Raw genomic sequence first — 23,314 nt, forward strand, 5'->3', positions numbered from 1 at the left:
CCACGGCCGCGCGGCGAGGCCGCGTGCCTGCGCCCGTGCCCGTCCGCGTGCGACGGCTCACCCGCACGCATGTCCTTATCCCACAGCCCGATCCTTACGGAGTCACACATGTCGCACCTTGTCGATGTCGACCTGGGCAACCCCATACGCACCACCGCCATACAGAACCTGGACCCGCTGAATGCCGACCGCGCCTGCTTCGAGCTGCGCCGGCAGAACGCCGACGGCGACGTCCCCGCCCTGACCGCCGCGCTGCGCCGGCTCGTCCCCACGACGGCCGCCGTCGACGCGTACTCCCTGGAGATGTGCGTGGCCGCGATGCGCGACCTCGGCATGTTCCTCGGGTCGATCAAGCGCCACGGCCCCGAACCGCTCGACCTGGTCCCCGAGGTGCAGCCGGTACTCCTCGAACTCGGCCGCAGGACCGACATGGTGCCCCGCGACACCGTGCACCACTACTGCACCTGGAACCCGGTCGGCGGACGCCAGCGCATGTACACCGGCGACGTCCAGGAGGCCTACCTCCAGGAGTCGGTCCGCATGGTCTTCCCGCACCTGCGCGACGGCCTCGAACTGGCCGCGGACCTCAGCGAGATGGACCTGTCCGACCCCAAGTTCGCGGTGGTCACCGACGAGCTGACCCGGCACGTCGAGACCACCGTCAGCGCCATCGACATGGTCGTCTCCAATGTCAGCCCCGAGTTCTTCGCCCAGGTGCTGCGCCCCTATTTCGAGGACATCACCGTCGACGGCCGGGGGCTGCTCGGCCCGGCCGCCGCCCAGGTGCCGCTCTGGCTGATCGACCAGGCGATCTGGGCCTCGGACCGCAGCGAACCGGAGTACGAGGAGTTCCTGCGCGACTCCGTGCCCTACAGCCTGCGCCGCTGGCGCGACCTGTTCGACCGCTGGACCCGGGTGCCGTCCGTGGTGACCCGGCTGGTCGACGCCTTCGGCGACGACCCCGAGGAGGCCGAGCGGCGCGACCCCGCGCTGCGCGAGAGCGGCGAGGCGCTGGCCCGGATGCTGCGCGTCATCGTCGTCTTCCGCGGCCGTCACCTGGGCATCGCCCGCAAGGCGTACGACGCCGACCTGCGCCTCTACCCGGTGGGCAGCGGCGGCGCGAGCGTCGACCTGCTGCGGCAGATCATCGACCTCACCCGGGTGACCTCCGAGGCCACCCGCACCACGGCCCGCCGCCGCGCCGGCCAGGCCGCCGGCCACCACGGACACCAGGGCCACGGCCACAGCCACGGCCACGGCCACGGCACCGAGCGGAGGCCCGCATGAGCATCGTGATCGCCGGTGCCGGGATCGGCGGGCTCACCACCGCCCTCAGCCTGCACGCCGCCGGGGTGCGCCCGGGGGACATACGGCTGCTGGAGGCCGTATCCGACATCCGCCCGCTGGGCGTGGGGCTGAACATCCTGCCCAACGCCGTGCGCGAGCTCGCCGAACTCGGCCTGCTCGACGAGCTGTCCGCGGTCTCCGTGCCCACCGGCAGCCTCGGCTACCACAACCGGCACGGCCGGCCCATCTGGCACGAACCGCGCGGCCTGCAGGCCGGATACCACTGGCCGCAGCTCTCCGTCCACCGCGGCCGGCTCCAGTCCGTGCTGGCCGACGCCGTACGCGAGCGGCTCGGAGACGGGGTCATCGTGACCGACTCCCGCGTCGAGGGCTTCACCCCGCTGCCCGACGGCCGGGTGCGCGTCAGCGTGCGCCACCCGGCCGCCGGGGGCACCTCGCAGGCCGAGGCGGACGTACTCGTCGGCGCCGACGGCATCCGCTCGGCCGTGCGGGCCACCCTGTACCCCGACGAGGGCCCGCCGTGCTGGAACGGGCTGATCGTCTGGCGGGGCACCACCTGGGCGCCGCCGTTCCTGGACGGCCGCACGATGGTCATCGCGGGGGACGACCGCCGGCGCGCCGTCGTCTACCCCATGTCGGCACCGGGCGCCGACCGCGACCGGCCCGCCGGCGCCCCGCCCGGCAGCGTCCTGATGAACTGGGCGGTGGCTCGCACCGCCGACCCCGGCAGCGAGTCGGAGCCCGCCGACTGGAACCACGCGGTGCGCCCCGCCGACTTCCTCGACGCCTTCACCGACCTGGCCTTCGACTGGCTCGACATCCCCGCGCTGATCCGCACCGCCGACGAGGCGTACGTCTACCCCATGGTCGACCGCGACCCGCTGCCGCGCTGGACCCACGGCCCGGTCACCCTGCTCGGGGACGCGGCCCACGCCATGTACCCGATGGGCTCCAACGGCGCCACCCAGTCCATCGTGGACGCCCGCGTCCTCGCCCGCGCACTGGCGCTGTACGAGGACCCGCACGCGGCCCTGGCCGCGTACGAGGCCGAACGGCTCCCCGCGCTCACCCGCATCCAGCAGGCGGCCCGCCGCCAGGGTCCCGAGGTCGTCATCGACCTCGCCCACGAGCGTGCCCCCGAGGGCTTCGACCGGGTCCAGGACGTCTTCCCGGGCACCGAACTGGCCGACATCTCGGCCGACTTCGCCCGGCTGGGCGGCTTCGACCCGGAGCACGTCAACCACCGGCCCACCCACTCCGTCCTCCCCGTCACCGTCACCGGAGCCGCCCTGTGAACACAGACCGCACCCCGCCGCTGCGGGTGGACATCTGGTCGGACCTGTCCTGCCCCTGGTGCTACATCACCAAGCGCACCTTCGAAGCCGCCCTCGCGGCCTCGGGGCGGCAGGACGTCCAGGTCGTGGCGCACCCCTACCAGATCGACGGGGAGCACCCCGCCGAGCCCACCCCGATGATCGAGTGGCTGGGCGGCAAGTACGGCGCCGAGCGCGCCCGCCGCATGGACGAGGAGGTCACCGCGGCCGGACCCCGCCACGGCATCACCTTCCACAACGCCTCCGGCTACGCCGTCAACACCCTCCAGGCCCACCGGCTGCTGCGCCACGCGGGCCGCGTCGCCGGCCGGGCGGTGCAGAGCGCGCTCGAAGAGCTCGTCTTCGCCGCCTACTTCACCCACCGGGGCAATATCGCGGACCCCACGCTGCTGGCCGGCCTCGCCGCCCGCGCCGGGCTGGACCGCGAGGACGCCCTGGCGTACCTGGCCTCGAACCGCGACCTCGCCGAGGTCCGCGCCGAGATCCGCTCCGCCCGCGAGGACGGCATCACCGCCGTTCCCGTCTTCACCTTCAGCAACGGCCACCGCATCAAGGGCGCCCAGCAGGAGCAGGACCTCTTCCTGTCCGCGCTCGGAGAGACATCCACATGACCGGAACCAACGCCACCCCCAGCACCCGCCGAAGCTTCCTCGGCACCACGGCCGCGGTCGGCGCGGGCGTTGCGGCCGGCCCGGCGCTCGGCGCCGTTCCCGCCGCCGCCCAGGCCCACACCGGACCGGCCGCGACGGCAGCGGCGGCAACCGACACCGCCACGTACATCGGCAAGGACAGCCCGCAGTACGGCGACCTGACCCGCGGCGTCAACCAGCGCTGGGCGGGCACCCCGGAGTGGGTCTGCGTCCCGCACACCACCGCCCAGGTCGTCGCCGCCGTCCAGAAGGCCCTCGACAGCGGCAGGCGGCCGGCCGTACGCGGCGGCGGCCACTGCTTCGAGGACTTCGTCGACAACGCCGACGTACGCGCCCTCATCGACCTGTCGGCCCTCGACACCATCGCCTACGACGGCGCGCGCCGGGCGATCTCGGTGGGCGCCGGGGCCACCCTCGGCGAGATCAACGAGCAGTTGTTCAAGCGCTGGGGCGTCGCGATACCCGGCGGCTCCTGCCCGACGGTCGGCGTCGGCGGACACGTCAGCGGCGGCGGCTACGGCCCGCTGAACCGCACGCACGGCCTGACCGTCGACCACCTGTACGCCGTCGAGGTCGTGGTCGCCGACGCCACCGGCACCGCCCGCGCGGTCGTTGCCACCCGCGAGCCCGAGGACCCGCGCCGCGACCTGTGGTGGGCCCACACCGGCGGTGGCGGCGGCAACTTCGGCATCGTCACCCGCTACTGGTTCCGCACCCCCGGCCTCGGCGGGCGCACCCCGCAGACCGCCCTGCCGCAGCCGCCCGCCGAACTGCTCGTCGGCACGGTCCTGTGGCAGTGGGCCGACCTCGACGAGCGCTCCTTCGTCCGGCTCGTGAAGAACTACAGCGCCTGGCACGCCGCCCACAACGGCGCCGACGACCCGCAGCGGGACCTGTACAGCCACCTGGCGGCCTTCCACCGCTCCGGTGGCGCGGTGGCGCTCAACGTCCAGCTCTCCACCGCCGCGGGTGCGGACCCCGAAGGCCGCCTCGACGCCTTCGTGGCCGCCGTCGGCGCGGGCGTCGGCGCCCGCGGGGTGACCGTGGAGCGCCGCCGGCTGCCCTGGCTGCTGGCCACCCAGTGGTCCGGCTTCGCCGACCGGCCCTCCGGCAAGCGCATCAAGGGCAAGTCGGCCTACCACCGCACCGCCTTCGACGACGCCCAGGCCGCCGCCCTGCACCGGCACCTGACCCGCGCCGACTACGACCACCCAGGCAGCGGCGTCCTCATCGCCCCCTACGGCGGCCGGGTCAACACGGTCGCCCCCGACGCCACCGCCCTCGTACACCGGGACAGCACGCTGATCCTGATGTACGTCAGCGAGTGGACCGACCCGGCCCAGGACGCGCAACACATCGCCTTCCAGCGGGAGTTCTACGAGGACGTGTACGCGGCGACCGGCGGCGCGCCCGTCGACACCGCGGGCAGCAGCACGGCCGGCGCGTACGTCAACTACGCCGACACCGACCTGCGCGACCCGAGCCGCAACCGCTCGGCGCAGCCCTGGCACCAGCTGTACTACGGCGCCAACTACGCCAGGCTCCAGGAGGTCAAGGCACGTTGGGACCCGCGCGGGGTGTTCCGGCACGCGCTGTCCGTGGAACCGCGCGCCGGCCGGGCCCCGCGCTAGCGCGCCCCCTGCGCAGCCCGTTTGACCGTCGCCGTCCGCCACTGTTCCAGAACGGCCGCCGCCGCGCCCGAGTCCAGCGCCGCGGCGGCCCGCTCCACCCCGGCGGCCAGCCGGTCGGCCACCGGGTCGGCGGACGGCTCCAGCGCGGCCAGACCGGCCGCCGCGGACAGCAGCACCGCGTCCCGCACCGCCCTCGGCACCGGCCGGCCCGCCAGCAGGTCGCGGGCCACCGAGGCGTTGTGGGCCCGGTCGCCGCCGCGCAGCCCGGCCGCGTCGGCCCGCGGGATCCCCACGGCGAGCGGGTCGAAGACCTCCTCGCGCACCTCGCCCCCGGACACGGACCACACGGTGGAGGTGGTGGTGACGGTGAGCTCGTCCATGCCGTCGTCCCCCCGGAAGACCAGCGCCGACACCCCTTGCCGGGCCAGCACCCCCGCGATCAGGGGCGCGGCCCGGCGGTCGGCGACCCCGACCGCGAGCGCCGAGGGGCGAGCCGGATTCGACAGGGGGCCCAGCAGGTTGAAGACGGTACGGACGCCCAGTTCCCGCCGCGGCCCGGCCGCGTGCCGCAGCGCCGGGTGGAACAGCGGGGCGAAGCAGAAGGTGATGCCGGTCTCCTCCGCCACCGCGGCAATGTCCTCGGGCGGCAGCTCCAGCACGACGCCCAGCTCCTCCAGTACGTCGGCCGACCCGCACCGCGAGGAGGCCGACCGGTTGCCGTGTTTGACGACCCGGGCCCCGGCGCCCGCCGCGACAACGGCCGACATGGTGGAGATGTTGACGCTGTCCGACCCGTCACCGCCCGTCCCCACGATGTCCACGGCGGGCCCGGCCACCGCCAGGGGCGTGGCGTACCGGCGCATCGCCCGGACCAGTCCCTCCAGTTCGTCCACCGTCTCGCCCTTGGCCCGCAGCGCGACCAGCAGTCCCGCGAGCCGTGCGGCCCCGGCCTCCCCGGCCATGACCCGGCCCAGTGCCCAGTCCGTGTCCGCGGCCGTCAGGTGCCGCCCGTCGAGCAGCGCGTTCAGCAGGTCCGGCCAGCAACGGGCCGTGGTCTGTGCAGTCACGGAATTCAGTTTGGATAAGGAACTCGACGGCCCACCAGACCAGTTGACCGGAGGAATCACGGTCCAATGAGAAGGTCATTTCCATGGCACTGCACATGACGGTCGAGATATCGAGGGATTCCACCGAATCCCTCACCTCACAGATCCAGGTGTTCATCCGGGACGAAGTCGAGGCGGGAATACTCCAGCCCGGAACCCGCCTGCCGTCCAGCCGGCAGCTCGCCGAGGACCTGTCGGTGTCGCGCAGCGTGGTGGTGGAGGCGTACGGCCAGCTCGTCGCCGAGGGCTATCTCGAGGCGGTCCAGGGCTCCGGCACCCGGGTGGTGCGCCACCTGCCCCAACAGCCGGTCGTCCCACTGCTGTTGGACGAGGACCTGGCCCCGGCCGTCCGCTGGGACCTGCGGGCCGGCGGCAACAACACCCCCGCCTTCCCGCGCACCGAATGGCTCACCGCCTACCAGCGCACGCTGCGCACCGCCGAGCCCGGCGGCAACGGCTATCCGCCGCTGGCCGGGGAAGGTGCCCTGCGCGTCGAACTCTCCCGTCACCTCGGGCGGTTGCGGGGGGTCCGGGCCGACGCCCAGCACCTCATGGTCACGGGCGGCTTCGCCCAGGCCCTGGGGCTGCTGTGCGCCGTACTGCCCGGTCTGGGCATCGACGCGCTGGCCCTGGAGGACCCCGGGCACCCCGGGCAGCGGCACTTCGTGCGCGAGAACGGCCTGCGCCCGGTGCCGGTGCCCGTGGACGAGGAGGGCATCGTCGTCGACGCGCTGGCGGCCACCGGGGCCCGCGCCGTCCTGGTCACCCCCGCCCACCAGTTCCCCACCGGCGTCACCCTGTCGGCCGGCCGCCGCGAGGAGCTCGCCCAGTGGGCGCACGACGTGGACGGCTGGGTGATCGAGGACGACTACGACGGCGCGCTGTGGTACGACCGCGGCCCCCGCCCGCTGGCCCTGCAGCGCCTGGCCCCGGAGCGGGTGGTCTACGCGGGCACGGCCAGCAAGATCCTGGGACCCGGGCTGCGGCTGGGCTGGCTGGCCGCCCCCGAGGCTCTGCTGCACCCGCTGCTGCGCGTCCGGGCCCGCCGCGACCTGGGCAGCGAGTCCTTCACCCAGCTCGCCTGCGCCGAACTGCTGCGCAGCGGGCTGTTCGACCGGCACCTGAGGCGGCTGACCGAGCTCAGCGCGAGCCGCCGCGAGGCCCTGGACGAGGCGGTCGCCCGCCACCTGCCCGGGGCCACCGTCCTCGGCGCCGCGGCGGGCCTGCACGCCTACGTACGGCTGCCCCGGCACGTCGACGAGGCCGCCGTGGTGGCCGGGGCGCTGCGCCGCAGCGTCCTGGTGCGCGGCGGCGCGGGCTTCCACACCCGACCCGGCCGCGATGCCCCGGCCCTGGTCGTGGGGCACGCGCACCTGCCCCGCTCCGGTGTGCTGGAGGCGATGCGGGAGGTGGGCCTCTCGTACGCCGGGCGGGCCCGGTGAGCGGCCCCGGCCCGCTCAGCGGCCGGGCGTGCCCGCGGGGGCTGCCCGGTCGCTGCGTGCCGTCGCCAGGAAGTTGTCCAGGATCTGCACGCCGCCGGTGGTCATGATGCTCTCCGGGTGGAACTGCACGCCCTCGACGGGCAGGGTCCGGTGGCGCAGGCCCATCACATACCCGTGATCGGTGGAGACCGCTGTCGTCACCAGTTCCTCGGGCAGCGGCTCGGCGACGATGAGCGAGTGGTACCGGGTCGCCTCGAGGGTGTTGCCCAGGCCCCGGAACACGCCGTCGCCGTCGTGCCGGACCGTGCTCGTGCGGCCGTGCATCACCTGCTCGGCCACCTCGACCCGGCCGCCGTACGCGAGCCCGATCGCCTGGTGGCCCAGGCAGACCCCGAGCAGCGGCACCCGGCCGGCGAACCGGTGCACCAGCTCCACGTGCCCGGACTCGGCGGGATGGCCGGGCCCGGGGCCGAGGACCACGGCATCCGGCTCCAGCGCGGCCAGCTCCTCCGGGGTCCGCTCCAACGCCCGGACCACCTCGGTGCGGGCACCGAGGGTGCGCAGGTACTGGTTGATGATGTGGACGAAGCTGTCGTACGCGTCGATCAGCAGCACCCTGGTGTCCCGCGTGGTCACAGCAACTCCTCACCGGTGAGGGCCCAGTAGGCCGCACCCATCTTCGCCAGCGTCTCGCGCCACTCCGCCTCGGGCTCCGACTGGGCCACCATGCCCGCCGAGGTCTGGGTCGCGTAGGTCGTGCCGTCGTAGCCGACGGTCCTGATGCACAGCGCCAGCTCGCTCCACGCGCCCCGCGCGTCCAGCAGCCCGACGGCGCCGGCGTAGCTGCCGCGCGGCTCTTCTTCCAGCTCGTCGATGATCTCCATGGCCCGGATCTTGGGCGCGCCCGTCATGGTCCCGGCCGGGAAGGCGGCCCGGACCGCGTCCCAGATGCCGACGCCCTTCTCCAGCTGCCCGGTGACCGTCGAGACGAGGTGGAAGACATGCGAGAAGGTCTCCACCGCCATCAGCCGGTCCACCGGCTGCGTACTGGGCCTGCTGACCCGGCCGAGATCGTTGCGGCACAGGTCCACCAGCATGATGTGCTCGGCCTGCTCCTTGCTGCTCTCCCGCATCTCCTTGATGCGGCGCTGGTTCTCCTCCTCGTCGGGGCCGCGCCGCGTGGTGCCCGCTATGGGCCGCATCACGATCTCGTCCCCCTCGATCTTCAGGAACAGCTCCGGGCTCGCCCCGATCAGCAGCCCCTCGGCGCGCGGCAGCAGGTACATGTACGGGGACGGGTTGCGCCCGCGCAGCCGGCGGTAGACGTCCACGGGCGTCAACTCCGTGCGTACGTCGACCCGGTGCCCGATCTGGATCTGGTAGATGTCGCCGACCCGGATGTGCTCCAGGCAGCGCTGCGCCCAGCCGAGGAAGGTCGCGCGGTCCACGCTGTCGCGCACGGACAGCGGGGCGGGCGCAATGGGATGGCCCTGGGGGCCGGGCTCCGCCGCTGCCGCCCCGGCCGACTCCGCGACAGCGGCCCGGGGTACGTCGAAGGCCGGGCTCTCGGCGTGCAGCAGCCGCGTCGCGCCCGTCACGCGGTCGTACCAGACCGTGTCGCGGAACAGGGCGAGCGTCACATCGGGGCCGGTCGGCGCCTTGGTGCGGGGGGCGAGCGACTCCATGAACCAGGTCGACTCGTAGCTCAACGTGGTCAGGAAGCCGAACGCGTACGAGGTGGCGGGCTCGTCCGTGGTCACGTGGAACAGCTGCCGGGCCGCTTCCAGGACCCGCCACATCGGCTCGGCGCCCTCGAAGTGCAACCGCACCACCGGGTCGTCGCCCGCCGTGGCTTCGGGAGTGAGTCCGAGCCGTACGGCCGCGGCGACCAGTGCGTCGGTGATGACCGGCAGGCCCCTGACCTCCAGGCGCCCGGCCGCCCCCGCCCCGCTGCCGGCCGCCCCGCTGAAGACCCGTACCTCACAGAGCAGTCCGCAGCCCACGGTCGCGGTCCTCCGCCCCGGCTCTGCATTCTCCAGCAGGAAGACATCCTCGGCGGGGAGCACCTCCCGCAGCCGTACGTACAGATCGAGCGGATCGTGGGGCGGCAACGCGGACGCGTCGACCCGGACAGGAATCGCCTCGATTGCCGTCATCAATGAATTCTCCGTGAATTGTCGGCCCGTCGGGCCGGTCCGATGCCGTCCAGCGAAACAGCACGCGGGGAAACGGGCCAGACCACTCCGGGACTTCCGATGCGGTCCACTCGGCCACCGCTTGACTGGGCCGTCGGCCGCGGATTTCAGTGGTTTCCGGAAGGGCGACGGACAACACCGGACCGCATGGAGGTACTCGGAATGCACGACGCACACCACCCCCTCGGCACGCTGGCGACGGCCCCGCCGCTCGTCTTCGCCGACGAATGCGACTTGCTGCGCACCCGACTTGCGGCCGTCGCGCGCGGCGAGGCCCTGCTGCTCCAAGGCGGAGACGGCGCGGAGACGTTCGAGCCGGTCACCGAGGACGGGGTACGCCGCAAGCTCACCACGCTCCTCCAGATGGCCGTCGTACTGACCCACGCCAGCCGGCTGCCCGTGGTCAAGGTGGGCCGGATGGCGGGGCAGTTCGCCCCGTCCCGGTCCGAGACCGCCGAGACCGCCGACCCGCGCCGGCTGCAGCGGCGATACGAGGCCTCGGCGGCCACCCTCAACCTGGCCCGCTCGCTGGCCTGGGGCGGCTTCGCCGACCTGCACCAGGTCCACGCGTGGAACCGCGAGTTCGTCGACGCGTCCCCCTCGGGCGACCGCTATACGCGGCTGGCCGACGAAATCGGCCGCACCCTGGCCTTCCTGGCGGCGTGCGGGGCGGACACCCGCAACCTCGGCACCACCGAGTTCTTCGTCAGCCACGAGGGCCTGCTCCTCGACTACGAGCGGTCCCTGACCCGGCAGGACCACCGCACCGGCCACCCGTACGCCACCAGCGGCCACCTGCTGTGGGCGGGCGAGCACACCCGGCAGCCCGACGGCGACCACATCGCGTACCTCTCCGGCATCCGCAACCCCGTCGCGGTCAAGCTGGGCCCCGACACCACCCCCGACACCGTGCTGCGCTACCTCGACGTCCTCGACCCGGACCGCGAGCCGGGCCGGCTCACCTTCGTGCTGCGCGCGGGCGCCGACCGCGTCCGGGACGTGCTGCCCGACCTGGTCGAGAAGGCGGTCGCCGACGGTGCCCGGGTCGGCTGGGTGAGCGACCCGATGGGGGCGCGCCGGTTCGACGCCGTGCTCGAGGAGGTGCGCGGCTTCGTGGAGGTCCACCGCTCCCTGGGCACCCACCCCGGAGGCCTGCACCTCGAACTCACCGGCGGCGAACCCTCCAGCGGGGCCATCGCCCGCGGCTCCCAACTCGACCACGGACAGGCCCTTGACCTGGCCTTCCTCGTCGCCGAGCTCTACCACCCGACGAATTAATTCCGAACTGGAGTTCGCAGGTACGCGGCTAGGATCGGCCGACGAGACCCACCGCGACCGAAGGATCCTCCGTGGCTCACGACGACGTGCTCAGCGAACTCCTGAAGCCGTTACGGCTGACGGACATCTACTCCAGCAAGTGGCTGGCGGGTGGCGTGTGGGGCGTCGCCGGCCACGAGGACAGCCACGCGGTCATGCACTACATGGTGCGCCGCACGTGCTATCTCACCTTCGACGACGAGGAGCCGATCCGGCTGTGCCAGGGCGACCTCGCGGTCTTCCCGCACGGCACCGCCCACACCTTCGCCTCCGCACCCGGCCGCGCCACCACCCAGCTCACCTCCGTCCTGCCGCAGCGCATCCTCGGCGGCTCGGGCGTCGTCACCCTCGGCAGTTCCCCGCCCGACACCGAGATCCTCTGCGCGAGCCTGCACTACGACACCACCACCAAGCCGGCCCTCTACCGCGCCCTGCCCCGGGTGATCGTGCTGCGCCGTCAGATGCTGCAGGGCGAGCCGCTGCTGCTGCGCACCCTCCAGTCCCTCAACCGGGAGATCACCCGCAGTGCCCCCGGCTCCCGGCTGGTCTCCCTGCGCGCCTTCGAGATGGTCTTCATCCTCGCCCTGCGCACCGCCATGCAACGCCTCACCGAGACCTCACCCGCCCTCCAGGCCCTCCAGCACGAGGGCATCAGCAAGGCACTGATCGCCATCTACGGCGCCTACACCGCCCCGTGGACGGTGGAGGGCCTGGCGCGCGAGGCGGGCATGTCGCGCTCGGTCTTCTCCGAGGTCTTCCGCAAGCTCGTCGGCGAACCGCCGGCCCGCCACCTGATGGTGCGCCGCCTCCAGGAGGCCCGGCGGCTGCTGGCCGATGGCACGGTGCCGCAGCGGGACATCTACCGGCACGTCGGCTACCAGAGCCACGTGGGATTCCACCTCGCCTTCCGCAAGGAGTTCGGCATGACGCCCGGGGAGTACCGGTCCCTGACGGGGACCGGATGATGAACCTGGGCCCCCGCTCGTACCGCTCCGCCCTCGAAGGGCTGTTTTCCGCAACAGCGGTGAACTTCCGGGCCGGAACGTGACTATTGATCAGATCTCCTGGTGACAATGAAAGTGCCGTGATAACTTCGCGGGCCTGAAGGGAAACCCGTACCGACTTCTGGGGGGATGGTCGGTGGTGATGAGCGCGTCGCGGCTGCCGCCGCCCAGGGTGCAGCTGCGTCTGGTCCTCGTGGAGCAGCTCTGCGAGTTGGACTGCGTCCGGGATCCCGGTCAACGGGTGCTGTTCGGCCAGAGCGTAGGGGAATACCTGGGAAGTCCGGTGGATCTGCCCGGCCGGGATGCCCGCAGCGATACGGTCGCCCTCGTGCAGACGGTGTTACGCAGGCAGCAGGATGCGGCGGCCGGCGCGGAGGCGGCGGGTGCCGAGTCGGGCATGGAGGCGGGTGTGGAGGCCGTCCTCTACGCCGTCGGGCTGCACGAGGGCAGCGACATCGCCGGACGGATGCGCCAGCGGCTGCTGAGCGTCTGGCCCCCCGAGCCCGGCCCCACCCTCCAGATCCTCGGTGCGTTCGAGGACAAGGAGGTCAATGCCGCCCGCGCCCTGCTGGCCGGACACCCGGGGCTCGACCGGAACCGGCTGCACGACCGGCTGGCCCACGAGTTGCGGCTGGACCTGCCCCGCCACCTCAGCCCCCTCCAGCTCTTCGAGCACCTGGTGGAGGCCACTGCCGAGGCCGACGGGCTGCCGCCGGCCGTGGTCATGCTGGAATTCACCGCCCTGCTCACCCCGCGCGAGAGCGACCGGCGCCGGCTGCGCGAGTGGTGCGACACCTGGTCGGCAGGCGTCACCGGCGCCCGGGAGGCGCTGCTGGAGCGGCGCAAGCGGATCGAGACGGCAAGCGCCCCTGACCCGGACATTCCGCGCTGTCTGATCGTCATGGTGGATCCTGCCGAAGACGGTTCGCCCGACATCTGGGTACGGCACTGGGTCAACCAGGAAGCCGGATACTGGGCCCCCGTGTCGGGGACCATGGAACGGGCCACGCTGAAGACGCTGGATGCCGCTGTGGAGCGGGCGGTCCGCCGCGGCGAGGCGTCCTGGGCGGACGCGGACAGCACCGGCGAGGACACAAGCCCGATCCATGTCGAGTTTGTCCTGCCCTTCACGATGCTCAACGAGGACATCGCGGGCCTCGGCTGGGCCCCCGACGGCTCCGACGCGGTCCCGATCGGCCTGCGTTACTACGTCCACCTGCGCAGCCTGGAACGGATGCGCGCCCGTGACCCGGCACAGCTGCGCCGCTGGCGCGTCCGCTGGCAGGCGCTCAAGGCCGCCACCGCGGCCCGGCCGCACGGCTGGACGGCCGATGACCACCGCACCGGACTGCGCATCTGGCGCAACAAGCTGGTGGCCGACCAGCAGCTGACCGCCGTCACCTTCGACGCCCCCGCCCGGGAGGGGCAGGCCCTGGAACCGCTGAAGGCCGCCATCGCCGAAGGTGTCGGGGTGGCCCTCTGGGACCGCCGGGACCCGTCACCTCAGCTGTACACGGCGCCGCTGACCATGCTCCTCGGCTACCCCACGGCCCAGCTGCCCACCACCATCCACCGACTGAGGACCAAGGCCGAAACGGAAGAGGACGGTCCGCAACTGCCGGGCCGGTACGTGGCGTTCTTCTACGACGACCCGTTCAGGCTGATCGACTGCGAGGAGGTACCGGCATGACCGAGTACGAGCGGGAGCGGGCGGACTCCGCGGTCAACGGGACCCCCGTCGGGGCCACAGCCGCTACCGAAACCGGTACCGGTACCGGAAGCCCGGTGTCCTGGCGCGTCTTCCATGCAACCGGCGCGGCACCGGCCGACGCTCCCCCGGCCCTCCCGCCCGCTCCGCCCTGGCGCGAGTTCGCGGGCGAACCGCTCCAGACCGCCCCCGCCGCCGACGACCGCGCGGTCCACCGCCGCTTGGGTGCCGGCGGGCCCCTGCACAGCCTGCGTGACGAGGACATCGACACCGTCAACGCCGCGCTGCTGCTGCGCCGCCCGCTGCTGGTCACCGGGCCTCCCGGCGTGGGCAAGTCCACCCTCGCCTATCTGGTGGCGCTCGAGCTGGGCCTCGGACGGGTCCTCCAGTGGAGCATCGTCAGCCGCACGGCACTGCGCGACGGGCTCTACGAGTACGACTCCATCGGCCGCGCCCAGGCCATCGCCGCCTGGCGAGCCGGCGCCGACCCCGCGCCCGCCGGCACCCCGTCCACCGAGCCGACCGAGCCCACCGAGCCGCCCGAACAGGCCCCGTACCTCGGCGACTTCATCACGCTCGGGCCCCTGGGCACCGCTCTGCTCGCCTACGAACGGCCGCGGGTCCTGCTGATCGACGAGCTCGACAAGAGCGACATCGACCTGCCCAACGACCTGCTGCACGTCCTGGAGAACGGCAGCTACGACGTGCCGGAGCTGGTGCGCAGCGCGCTGCCCGCCGTCAATGTCTTCACGGACGACCCCGGCAGCCGCGCCGAGATCCTCGGCGGGCACGTCGAGTGCCGCGAGTTCCCGCTCGTGGTGATCACCAGCAACGGGGAACGGGAGTTTCCGGCCGCGTTCCGGCGCCGCTGTCTGCCGCTGGAGATGCGCCCGCCCAGCCGCAAGCAGCTGGTTGCGATCGTGGTGAGCCACCTTCGGCGCAGGCCGGAAGGGGTGGAGGCGCTCGTCGACGAGTTCGAGCGCAGGGTCCTCAAGGGAGGCACTCAGTCCGTCGACCAGTTGCTCAATGCCGTCCATTTGACTACGGCGGGTGGTTTTCAGGCGGACGCCGACGGGCGTAAACTCATTGAACTGCTGCTGCGCGACCTCGCGAAAGGCCGCTGATGGACGGCTCTCCCAGGGAGCGCGCACCCGACGCCCAGGCCGGGACGGACGGTTATGCAGCCGACGGTCCGACCTGGCAGGAGATCGCGGACGCCGTCTGGCTCGCGGCTGCCCGGGCGGCCTCGGCCCCCCGTCCGCAGCTGCCTGCCGAGCGCCCTGCCGCGGACCGGGAGCAGCACCCTGACAACGCGGACAGACCCGTGCCGCCGAGCGCCCCCGACACACCTCTCACTGCCGCCCCGGCGAGCCGCCCGCCCGCCGGCGAAGCGGCGATGCCGCCGACGCCCGGCCCGGGCGTGGACGCTTCCGCCGCCATGCCTCCGTCCGCCCCGGAGGGCGATGCCGCGCGGCCGGACCCGGCTGCGACGACGGCGACGACGAACGGCCCGGCCGAAGTCCCGGCAGGGCCGCGGCCGGTGCGGCGCGCGGCACCACCGCGGCTCGCCAAGGCACTGCACCGGCTGAGCCGCAGCGTGCCCGACCGCCACCGCAGCGAGCTGGACGAGGACCGGACCGCCCGGTACGGCATCTCCGACAACCTCTGGATCCCCTACCTCCGGCCCGCCACCGAGAAGGCCTTCTCCCTCGTCCTGCTGGTCGATTCCGCACCCACCATGCCCCTCTGGGAGGACCGGGTCGGGGCGATCGCCGTGGAGGCGGCCCGCAGCGGGGCCTTCCGCGATGTGCGGACGGTGCGGCTGGAGTTACCGTCCCGCGGGAAGGCCCGGCTGCGCTGGCCCGGGGACCGGCCGGGCGATCCCTCGGAACTGATCGACACGCGCGGCGCGCGCATCCACCTCCTCGTCACCGACGGACTGGCACACGGCTGGGCCAGCCCGGTGGCGGACAGCCTGCTGACGAAGCTCGCCCGCAGCGGGCCCACCGCCCTGGTGCACCTGCTGCCCACCTATCTGTGGCACCGCTCCTCGGCCCACCCGTACCGGGCCGAGTTGGAGTCCGGCGGTTTCGGCGCGCCCAACACGCGCCTCGGCCACCGGCTGCCCCCGGGGGAGCCGGCAGCCGACCCGCGGCGGGGACCCGACGCCCGGCCGGCCGTACCCGTCCCCGTGCTGAGCCTGAAACCCGAGTCCTTCACCGCCTGGGCCGACCTGGTCGCGGGGGATCACGGGGTACGACGGAGCCTGCCGTTCCTCCTCGCGGGCACCCTGGCCAAGAGCCGGCCGACCCCCGGCCTGCGGCCACCGCGGACCACCGGACCGGGCTCCGCCGACACGGCCGTCCGCAGGTTCTTCTCCCTGGCCACCCCGAGCGCGCGCCGGCTGGCCACCCATCTGGCCGCGGTGCCCTTCGAGTTCGAGCTGATCGAGGAGCTCCGGAACCGGGTCCTGCCCGAAACCGACCTCGAACACGTTGCCGAGATCCTGATGGGCGGGCTCATCGACTGGGGCGGCCCGGGCGGCGACGGCCGGCCCGACTTCGCCGAGGGCATCCGGGAAGCACTCCTCGCCACCGGGACGCGCAGCCAGCTCGCAAGGATCGTGAACCTCTTCGCCGATCTGCCCAGCGCACGCGACCGGGGCGTGCAGTTGCGGGCCGCACTCCAGGACCCCGAAGGCGCCGCACTGCCAGAGCGGACCCCGGCGAACCAGCCCTGGGTACGCGTCGAACTGGCGGTGCTCAAGGCGCTCGCGGGACCGTACGCCCGGCGGGCCGCCCGGGTGTCGGCAGGCGTCGGCGCCGGGCCGGCCGGCTCCCTCGGCACCCCCAGAGCTGTCACCGCACCGGGTGGCTCCACCGACGCCGAGGGGCACCAGCCGACAAAGGCGGGCATGAGTACACAGAAGAGCTGGTTTCCCCGGAACGACGACGAACCGCCTGGAGCACGTGTGCCGACGACCACCCCCAACCCCTCTGATGCCGAAGTCCGGAAGGCTGACCAGACCATGGAGCTCAAAGCTTCCCAACCCCTCTTCGTCCGCACCGGCCAGCCGAGGGTCATGGGGAACGTCCCGCCGAAGAACCCCAACTTCACCGGCCGGGAGAGCCTGCTGGCAGCGGTCGAGGATCAACTGCGCTCGGAAGAGACAGCCGCGGTGCTCCCGCACGCCCTGCACGGCATGGGCGGCGTCGGGAAGTCGCAGCTCGCCGTCGAGTACATCTACCGGCACAGCCACGAGTACAACGTCATCTGGTGGATCCCGGCGGAGCGGGACAGCCTGGTCCTCGGCGCCCTGGTCGACCTCGCCCGCGCCCTGAACCTCGACGTCGGCCCCCAGGCCAACACGGCCGTGCCCGCCGTCCGCGAGGCGCTGCGCACCGGCCGGCCGTACGACAACTGGCTGCTGGTCTTCGACAACGCGGAGGACATCGACGCGGTCCGCGCCTACTTCCCCACCGGCGGCCCCGGAAAGATCATCGTGACCTCCCGCAACCGCGAGTGGGAGCGGGTCGCCACGCCGCTGACCGTCAACGTCTTCGAACGCGAGGAGAGCATCGCCCTCCTGCAGCGCCGGGCGAGGGACCTGAGCGCCGAGGACGCCGACCGCCTCGCCGACGCCCTCGGCGACCTGCCGCTGGCGATCGAGCAGGCGGGCGCCTGGCACGCCGCCACGGGCATGCCCGTCACCGAATATCTGGACCTGCTGGAACAGCGCAAGCCCGGCATCCTGGAGCTCGACCCCTCACCGGACTACCCGCTCTCCGTCGCCGCCGCGTGGAACATCTCGCTGGACCAGCTGGCCGACAGCAATCCGGCCGCCCGGCAACTGCTCGAGATCTGCGCCTGCATGGCCCCCGAGCCGATTCCGCTGAGCATGCTGCGCGGCACCCGCAACGTGGACATCACTCCGGAACTGGACCCGGTGCTCCGCGACCCGGTCCTGCTCGCCCGGGCCACCCGCGACCTGAGCAAGCTGTCGCTGATCAAGCTCGACCACAAGAACCGCACCCTGCACATGCACCGGCTGATGCAGGCCGTGCTCACCGCCGGCATGGACGAGGACCAGACCCAGGACCTCCGCCGCGCCGCCCACGTCATGCTCGCCACCGCCAAACCCGGTGCCCCGGGCGCCCCCGACCAGTGGCCCGCCTACCAGACCCTGCTGCCGCACGTGATGACCAGTGGGGCCGTCCGCAGCTCCGACCCCTGGGTCCGCGAACTCATCACGTCCATGGTCCTCTACCTCTACTACTGGGGCGCCCACACCGCCGGCGCCGAAATGGCCCGGGAAGCGTGGACCGCCTGGAACGCCCAGTCGGGCGAGGAGAACCCCCAGGTCCTCCAGATGGGCAAGCACCTGGCCTTCCTGCTGATGCAGACCGGCGAGGTCGGTGAGGCCCTTGAGCTCGCCCAGACCGTCCTGGACATCTCCCGGCGGGACTCCATCGCGGAGGAGGACCTCATCGACTCCATGACCCAGATGGCCGGCGCCCTGCGGTATAGCGGCGACTTCTACGCGGCCCGCGCCCTGGACGAGGAGGCCGACGGCCGCGCCCGCGACCTGTTCGGCCCCGAGGAACCCCCGGCCCTGCTGGCCGCCCACGGGTACGGCGTGACGCTGCGCGCCTGCGGCCAGTTCGCCACAGCCCGGGTGCTGGACGAGGAGACGGCCCGGCAGTGGGACACGCTCTACGGGTCCACCAACGGCCTCACCCTCAACACGATGAACGGCCTGGCCATCGACATCCGCGAGAGCGGCGACTACCCGGCCGCCCGCGTCATGCAGGAGGAGACGTACCGGATCTACCGCACGGTCTTCGGCGAGGACAACGCGTCCACCATCCGGGCCGCCCGCAACCTGGCCGTGTGCCGGCGCCGCGACGGCGCGCTCCAGGAGGCCTCCGACCTCACCGAGAGCACTCTGGAACGGTTCACCGTGCGGTACGGCGCCGAGTACCCCGACACCCTGGCCGTCGCGGTGAACGCCACCGTCGACCGGCGGCTGCGCGGGGACTTCACCGCCTCCCGCGAGCTCGGCGAGAAAACCCTGGAGCGCTACCGCTCCAGGCTGGGCCCCCGGCACCCGTACACGCTCATCACGATGACCAACCTCGCGGCGACCCTGCGCGGGCTCGGGGAGATCGATGCCGCCGAGGCCATGGACACCGACGCCTCCGAGGCCTTCCTCGCCACTCTGGGCGACATGCACCCGTTCACGCTCACGGCGGTACTGGGGCTGGCGAACAACCACTACGCCCGGCTGGACTTCACCGCGGCCCGGAGCCTGGACGAGGAGAACCTGCCCAAGCTCGAACGGAGCTGTGGCCCCGAGCACCCGCTGACGCTCTCCTGCCGCGCGAACCTGGCACTCGACCTGCGCGGGCTCGGCCGGATCGAGGAGGCCGACGGCCTCAACGCCGAAGCGGTCCAGGGCTTCACCCGGGTGCTCGGAGCCGATCACCCCTGGCTGACGGCGGCCCGGCTGCACCAGCGGATCGAGTGCGACATCGCGCCGATGCCGCTGTAGGCGCAGCTGCCGTGGGCCCGGAGCCCCTCCCGGGGACCCGGGCCCACGGCATGCCCGTAGATCCATGCCCGTAGATCAGAGGGTGCCCGGGGCGCTCGACGGCAAGGGGTTGCCCGTGGTGTCGCCGGGGTCGGCCGGCCGGTCGGCCGGCGGGCCGTCAGGGGTCCGCTCCGCCCGTTCCCGCAGCAGGCGGACCACGACCAGGAAGGGCTGCGTGAGCACGGTCGTCACCAGGGCCATCAGGACGAGCGCAGTGTAGAGCTGCCCGCTCAGCAGTCCCGCCTGGAGCCCCGCGTTCAGGACGATCAGCTCGGTCAGTCCCCGGGTGTTCAGCAGCACGCCGACCGTCCGCGCATCGTGCCGATCCAGACCCGAGAGGCCGGCCGCGACCGTCCCGCTGACCACCTTGACAGTGATGGCGAGCACGGTCACCGCCAGCACGGCGGCCACCCCGGTGGAGTCAAGCGCTCCGATCTCCACGCTCTTTCCGGAGACCACGAAGAAGAACGGCAACAGCAGCAGGCCGATGTCGTGCAGCGGCCGGACCAGATCCGGGTCCAGCGTGGCCCCCCGCTCCCGTGGCGTCACCACACCGGCGAGCAGCGCGCCGAAGATGACGTGCAGCCCCAGGGCCTGGGTCACCCATGCCGACGCGAAGGCGAAGCCGACCAGACCGGCCAGGCGCACCGAGGGATCGACCTGCTGGCGCCACAGCACACGGCGCAGCACCGGCCGGGCCACGAGCAGCATCGTCGCCGTGAACAGCACCACCAGCAGCAGGCGCAGCTGCCAGCCGAGGCCGCCGTGCCCGCCCTCGCCGCCGGACTTCAGCATCGTGCCGACCAGGATCGTCCAGCCCATCACATCGATCAGCCCGGCCGCCGAGACGGCGACGATCCCGGGCACGGTGCCGGCCAGCCCCTTCTCCCGCACTATGGCGGTGAGGACCGGTACGGCCGTGATGGACAGGGCGACACCGAAGAACAGCACCGAGGACAGGCTCATCTGCTGGGGTGCGCCCAGTCGGGCCAACTGCTCGTGGAAGAGGATCGCCGCGCCGCATCCGGCCGCCATGGGCAGCAGGAAGGCGGCGAAGGAGACGCTGACCACCGCGCGGGCGCGCCCCTTGAGCAGCCCCAGGTCGAGTTCGTACCCGACTGCGAACAGGAAGAGGACAAGGGCGATCTGGGAGAGTCCGGTGAGGACCGGTGCGAGTTCTTTGGGGAACAACGTGTCGGTCAGCCCCGGGGAGATCGCCGCCAGGACCGTCGGCCCGAGCGCGATACCGGCGATCAGCTGCCCGATGATGGTCGGCTGGCCCAGCCGCCGGGAGAGCCAGCCCGCCGTATGGGCGACAATCAGGATCAGAGCGGTGGCACCGACGAGGTGCGTGATCATCGCATCAGAGCTCATGCGATCCCCCTGAGGAATCCGATGCCGGTCCGGGGCCACGGGCAGGTGCACGACCAGGCGTTGAGAGCGGTTGCGCACCCGGATCAAGGGGCACTTCTTCAGCATACTGCTAAATTGACGCCGCGTTATGTGGCGCGATCACATCAAGTGGCACGGGGGCGGGGCCATATGACCACAGCATTGTTCATTCACGGCACCGGGGTCCGGGAGCCGGGATTCTCAAAGTTGTACCAGCGCTTTTCGGCCGAGCTCCGCGCAGTGGCCCCCGATGTCCGCCCGGCCCCGTACTACTGGGGCGGGGACCTCGGCGCCACCCTGGGAGCCGGCGGCCTCTCCGTGCCGTACACGGACGGCAGGAGCCGGGGCGGGCTCGACGAAGCCGCGCAGCCGGCCGACGAGGCGGAGCTGTGGGCCGAGCTCTATCGCAATCCCCTCGCGGAGCTGGAGCTGGTCGCCGCCGGCGGCCCCGCCGGGGTGGAATTACCGCCCTCGGCCCCGCTGCCCGCCGAACGCCCCCGTGCACTGCTCGCCGCCCTCTCCGGCCGGCTGGGCGAGATGGCGAATGCCCCTGACGACTCTGCCGACCCGGTCGGCCTCACCGGCCCGCGCCTCGCGGCGGCCATCGCCGAACTCTCCCGCAGTCCGCTGCTGGGCCCCGCCGCCACGGCCCTGCCCGAGGACGAAGACCTCGCCCGGCTGCTCGCCCGCGCCCTGGTGGCCGGCGCCCTCTCCGCCGTACTCGCCGAGGACGACCCGGTGGTCCCCGACGGCGCCGCCCGGGACGCGGCCGTGGCCGCGCTGGCCGAGTGCATGGGGGCCCGCCCCCGGGGATCGGACCGCGGAGTGGGCGCCCTGCTCGCCCGCCCGGCCCTGCGGCTCGCCTCCCGTCAGGCGGTCCGCCGCAGGCGGGCGCTCACCGAGGCCGCCCACCCGGCGGCGGCCGACATCATGCTGTACCTGGCCCGTGGCGAACCCCTGCGGCGGCGCCTGCGGGCGGTGGTCGAGGAGCTGGAACCGCCCGTGGTCCTCGTCGGTCACAGCCTCGGCGGGATCATCGCCCTGGACACGCTGATCACCTCGCCCCTCCCCCAGGTCGCCCTCCTGGTCACCGTCGGATCCCAGGGACCCTTCCTGTACGAGAGCGGCGCACTGCCCGGGCTGGTCCACCCCGAGCCGCTGCCGGACCACGTACCCGACTGGCTGAACCTGTACGACCACCGCGATCTGCTCGGCTACATCGGCGCCCCGCTGTTCCCCGGCCGGGTCACCGACATCGAGGTCGACAACCGGCAGCCGTTCCCCGCCGCGCACAGCGCCTACTGGACCAACCCGGCCGTCTACCGGGCCCTCGCGAAACGACTGCCGTGACCGACGCCGTATCTCCCGACCGCGCCTTCGCACTCGTCGTGGGCATCGAGCGGTACGCCGCCGGGCCCGCCTGGGAGCTGCCCGGGCCGGCCCGCGATGCGCTGCGCTTCCGCGACTGGCTGCTCCGCAGCGGCGTACCGGACCGGAACGTCCTGCTCTGTCTCGACCCGCTGACCGACCCGGGCGTTCCCCACCACCCGGCCGACCACGGCACGCTGCGCCGCCTGCTGCTCTCCGGGCTCCCGGCCGCCGAGGGCGACATGCTGTGGGTGTGGTGGGGCGGGCACGGCGTACTGGACCTGGACGAGCGGCTGCGGCTGTTCTGCGCGGACGCCACCGTCCCCGACAAGCGCAACATCGACCTGGAGTCGATGCGCCGGACCCTGGCCAGCGATGCACTGCCCGGGTTCGGCCGGCAGACCTGGATCGTCGACGCCTGCCAGACCTTCGAGGAGCAGCACGGCTTCCGCCACACCCTGCCCGCCGAGATCCTCCCGGCGGGAGCGCGTGTCCAGGCGCACGATCAGGCGCTGCTGCTGGCCGCGACGCGGGGCCAGCGGGCCGCCAACGATCCCGGGCGCCGCACCGGGCTGTTCTCGGAGAGCGTCCTCGACGCGCTGGACGGGTGGCCCGGGCCGGCACCGGATCCGGAAGCCCTGTTCCGGGACGTCCGGGAGCGGGTCGAGCGACTGCGGGCGGCGGGGCGCACCGAGCAGTTGCCCGAGCTCCGCATCCACACCCGCGGGCGCACGGAGCACATCCCGGGGCCCGTGACCGCCGTCGTCCCACCGCCCCGGCCGCCGATGGAGCAGCTGGTCGCCGCCCTGCTCGGCTACCCGCTGATGATGGACCCCGAGGAACGCCAGACCGTCGTCTCGGAGCTCGGCACGAAGAGCGTGGAGCGGATGCGGCGGAACCCCAAGCCCCGCACCGACCTCATCGGCATCGTCCGTGCCCTGAGCGAACGGCCCGGCGAACTGTGGCTGCTCTACGACGCGGTGACGCTCCTGGACGACGACGAGGAACGGGCGGCGGTCCTGGAGGCGGCCGTCCGGGCCTACACGGGCGGCCCGCGGCCCGGCGCCTGACGGATATTCCACTGGCTTGATCACATGGGCTTTCCGAGACGCCCTCGGTTCGTCATGATGGAAGGACTCCGGCATCGCGAGCGGCACATCTGAACAGAGCGCGTGAACGGGGAACACAGAGGGGGAAGCACGTTGTATGAGCCGGCCAACGAGACGCGTCCCGGGTGTCCGGACTTTCCGGACCACGTGGAATCCGATC

At 72.8% G+C, this 23,314-nt stretch carries 16 protein-coding genes; 12 read left to right on the forward strand and 4 right to left on the reverse strand.

Features of this window, described 5'->3' with window-relative positions; all coding sequences use genetic code 11:
- Nucleotides 1-108: 108 nt before the first annotated feature.
- The 4 genes from ABT123_RS13005 to ABT123_RS13020 are packed head-to-tail and all read left to right on the forward strand — an operon-like array spanning nucleotide 109 to nucleotide 4,923.
- Nucleotides 109-1,287 (forward strand): monodechloroaminopyrrolnitrin synthase PrnB family protein, encoded by a 1,179-nt coding sequence (locus ABT123_RS13005; protein WP_351312709.1) that lies wholly within the window; start codon nucleotides 109-111, stop codon nucleotides 1,285-1,287.
- On the forward strand, nucleotides 1,284-2,603 hold the full coding sequence (locus ABT123_RS13010) for a flavin-dependent oxidoreductase (RefSeq protein WP_351312711.1): 1,320 nt from the start codon (nucleotides 1,284-1,286) through the stop codon (nucleotides 2,601-2,603). The genes ABT123_RS13005 and ABT123_RS13010 overlap by 4 nt, the downstream gene beginning before the upstream one ends.
- Nucleotides 2,600-3,253 (forward strand): DsbA family oxidoreductase, encoded by a 654-nt coding sequence (locus tag ABT123_RS13015; protein WP_351312713.1) that lies wholly within the window; start codon nucleotides 2,600-2,602, stop codon nucleotides 3,251-3,253. The genes ABT123_RS13010 and ABT123_RS13015 overlap by 4 nt, the downstream gene beginning before the upstream one ends.
- Nucleotides 3,250-4,923, forward strand: coding sequence for an FAD-binding oxidoreductase (locus ABT123_RS13020; RefSeq protein WP_351312715.1), 1,674 nt, complete (start codon nucleotides 3,250-3,252; stop codon nucleotides 4,921-4,923). The genes ABT123_RS13015 and ABT123_RS13020 overlap by 4 nt, the downstream gene beginning before the upstream one ends.
- On the opposite strand, the gene trpD is transcribed toward ABT123_RS13020, so the two are convergent.
- The gene (gene trpD / locus ABT123_RS13025) at nucleotides 4,920-5,990 is read right to left on the reverse strand and encodes an anthranilate phosphoribosyltransferase (RefSeq protein WP_351312717.1); all 1,071 of its coding nucleotides are present in this window, start codon (nucleotides 5,988-5,990) and stop codon (nucleotides 4,920-4,922) included. The genes ABT123_RS13020 and trpD overlap by 4 nt on opposite strands.
- Nucleotides 5,991-6,073: 83 nt before the next feature.
- On the opposite strand from trpD, the gene pdxR reads away from it, so the two are divergent.
- Nucleotides 6,074-7,471: a MocR-like pyridoxine biosynthesis transcription factor PdxR gene (gene pdxR, locus ABT123_RS13030; RefSeq protein ID WP_351312719.1), complete on the forward strand. Its 1,398-nt coding sequence runs from the start codon at nucleotides 6,074-6,076 to the stop codon at nucleotides 7,469-7,471.
- 15 nt (nucleotides 7,472-7,486) lie between these two features.
- On the opposite strand, the gene ABT123_RS13035 is transcribed toward pdxR, so the two are convergent.
- Nucleotides 7,487-8,107, reverse strand: a complete 621-nt coding sequence (locus ABT123_RS13035; RefSeq protein ID WP_351312720.1) for an anthranilate synthase component II — start codon at nucleotides 8,105-8,107, stop codon at nucleotides 7,487-7,489.
- Nucleotides 8,104-9,627, reverse strand: a complete 1,524-nt coding sequence (locus ABT123_RS13040) for an anthranilate synthase component I family protein (RefSeq protein WP_351312722.1) — start codon at nucleotides 9,625-9,627, stop codon at nucleotides 8,104-8,106. The genes ABT123_RS13035 and ABT123_RS13040 overlap by 4 nt, the downstream gene beginning before the upstream one ends.
- Nucleotides 9,628-9,828: 201 nt before the next feature.
- Here ABT123_RS13040 and ABT123_RS13045 point away from each other — a divergent pair, with 201 nt between their 5' ends.
- From ABT123_RS13045 to fxsT, 5 genes are all read left to right on the forward strand, one after another.
- Nucleotides 9,829-10,944 carry a 3-deoxy-7-phosphoheptulonate synthase gene (locus tag ABT123_RS13045; protein ID WP_351312724.1) on the forward strand — a complete coding sequence of 372 codons (1,116 nt, stop codon included), beginning with the start codon at nucleotides 9,829-9,831 and terminating at the stop codon, nucleotides 10,942-10,944.
- A gap of 71 nt (nucleotides 10,945-11,015) precedes the next feature.
- Nucleotides 11,016-11,948: an AraC family transcriptional regulator gene (locus ABT123_RS13050; RefSeq protein ID WP_351312725.1), complete on the forward strand. Its 933-nt coding sequence runs from the start codon at nucleotides 11,016-11,018 to the stop codon at nucleotides 11,946-11,948.
- Nucleotides 11,949-12,129: 181 nt separating this feature from the next.
- Entirely contained in the window at nucleotides 12,130-13,677 is a 1,548-nt protein-coding gene (locus tag ABT123_RS13055; RefSeq protein WP_351312727.1) for a VMAP-C domain-containing protein, read from the forward strand.
- Entirely contained in the window at nucleotides 13,674-14,819 is a 1,146-nt protein-coding gene (locus tag ABT123_RS13060; RefSeq protein WP_351312729.1) for an AAA family ATPase, read from the forward strand. Before ABT123_RS13055 ends, ABT123_RS13060 begins: the two co-directional genes overlap by 4 nt.
- Nucleotides 14,819-19,246 (forward strand): FxSxx-COOH system tetratricopeptide repeat protein, encoded by a 4,428-nt coding sequence (gene fxsT / locus ABT123_RS13065; RefSeq protein ID WP_351312730.1) that lies wholly within the window; start codon nucleotides 14,819-14,821, stop codon nucleotides 19,244-19,246. The genes ABT123_RS13060 and fxsT overlap by 1 nt, the downstream gene beginning before the upstream one ends.
- Nucleotides 19,247-19,321: 75 nt before the next feature.
- Here fxsT and ABT123_RS13070 read toward each other — a convergent pair whose 3' ends face one another.
- On the reverse strand, nucleotides 19,322-20,659 hold the full coding sequence (locus ABT123_RS13070) for a cation:proton antiporter (RefSeq protein WP_351312732.1): 1,338 nt from the start codon (nucleotides 20,657-20,659) through the stop codon (nucleotides 19,322-19,324).
- A 225-nt stretch (nucleotides 20,660-20,884) separates the two neighbouring features.
- On the opposite strand from ABT123_RS13070, the gene ABT123_RS13075 reads away from it, so the two are divergent.
- Together ABT123_RS13075 and ABT123_RS13080 are read left to right on the forward strand one after the other, a co-directional pair.
- Complete coding sequence (locus ABT123_RS13075) at nucleotides 20,885-22,027, forward strand: alpha/beta fold hydrolase (protein WP_351312734.1); 1,143 nt, start codon at nucleotides 20,885-20,887, stop codon at nucleotides 22,025-22,027.
- Nucleotides 22,024-23,115, forward strand: coding sequence for an effector-associated domain 2-containing protein (locus ABT123_RS13080; RefSeq protein WP_351312736.1), 1,092 nt, complete (start codon nucleotides 22,024-22,026; stop codon nucleotides 23,113-23,115). The genes ABT123_RS13075 and ABT123_RS13080 overlap by 4 nt, the downstream gene beginning before the upstream one ends.
- Nucleotides 23,116-23,314: the final 199 nt, after the last annotated feature.

It is taken from the genome of Streptomyces sp. NPDC002054 (assembly GCF_040296685.1).
Lineage (GTDB): Bacteria > Actinomycetota > Actinomycetes > Streptomycetales > Streptomycetaceae > Streptomyces.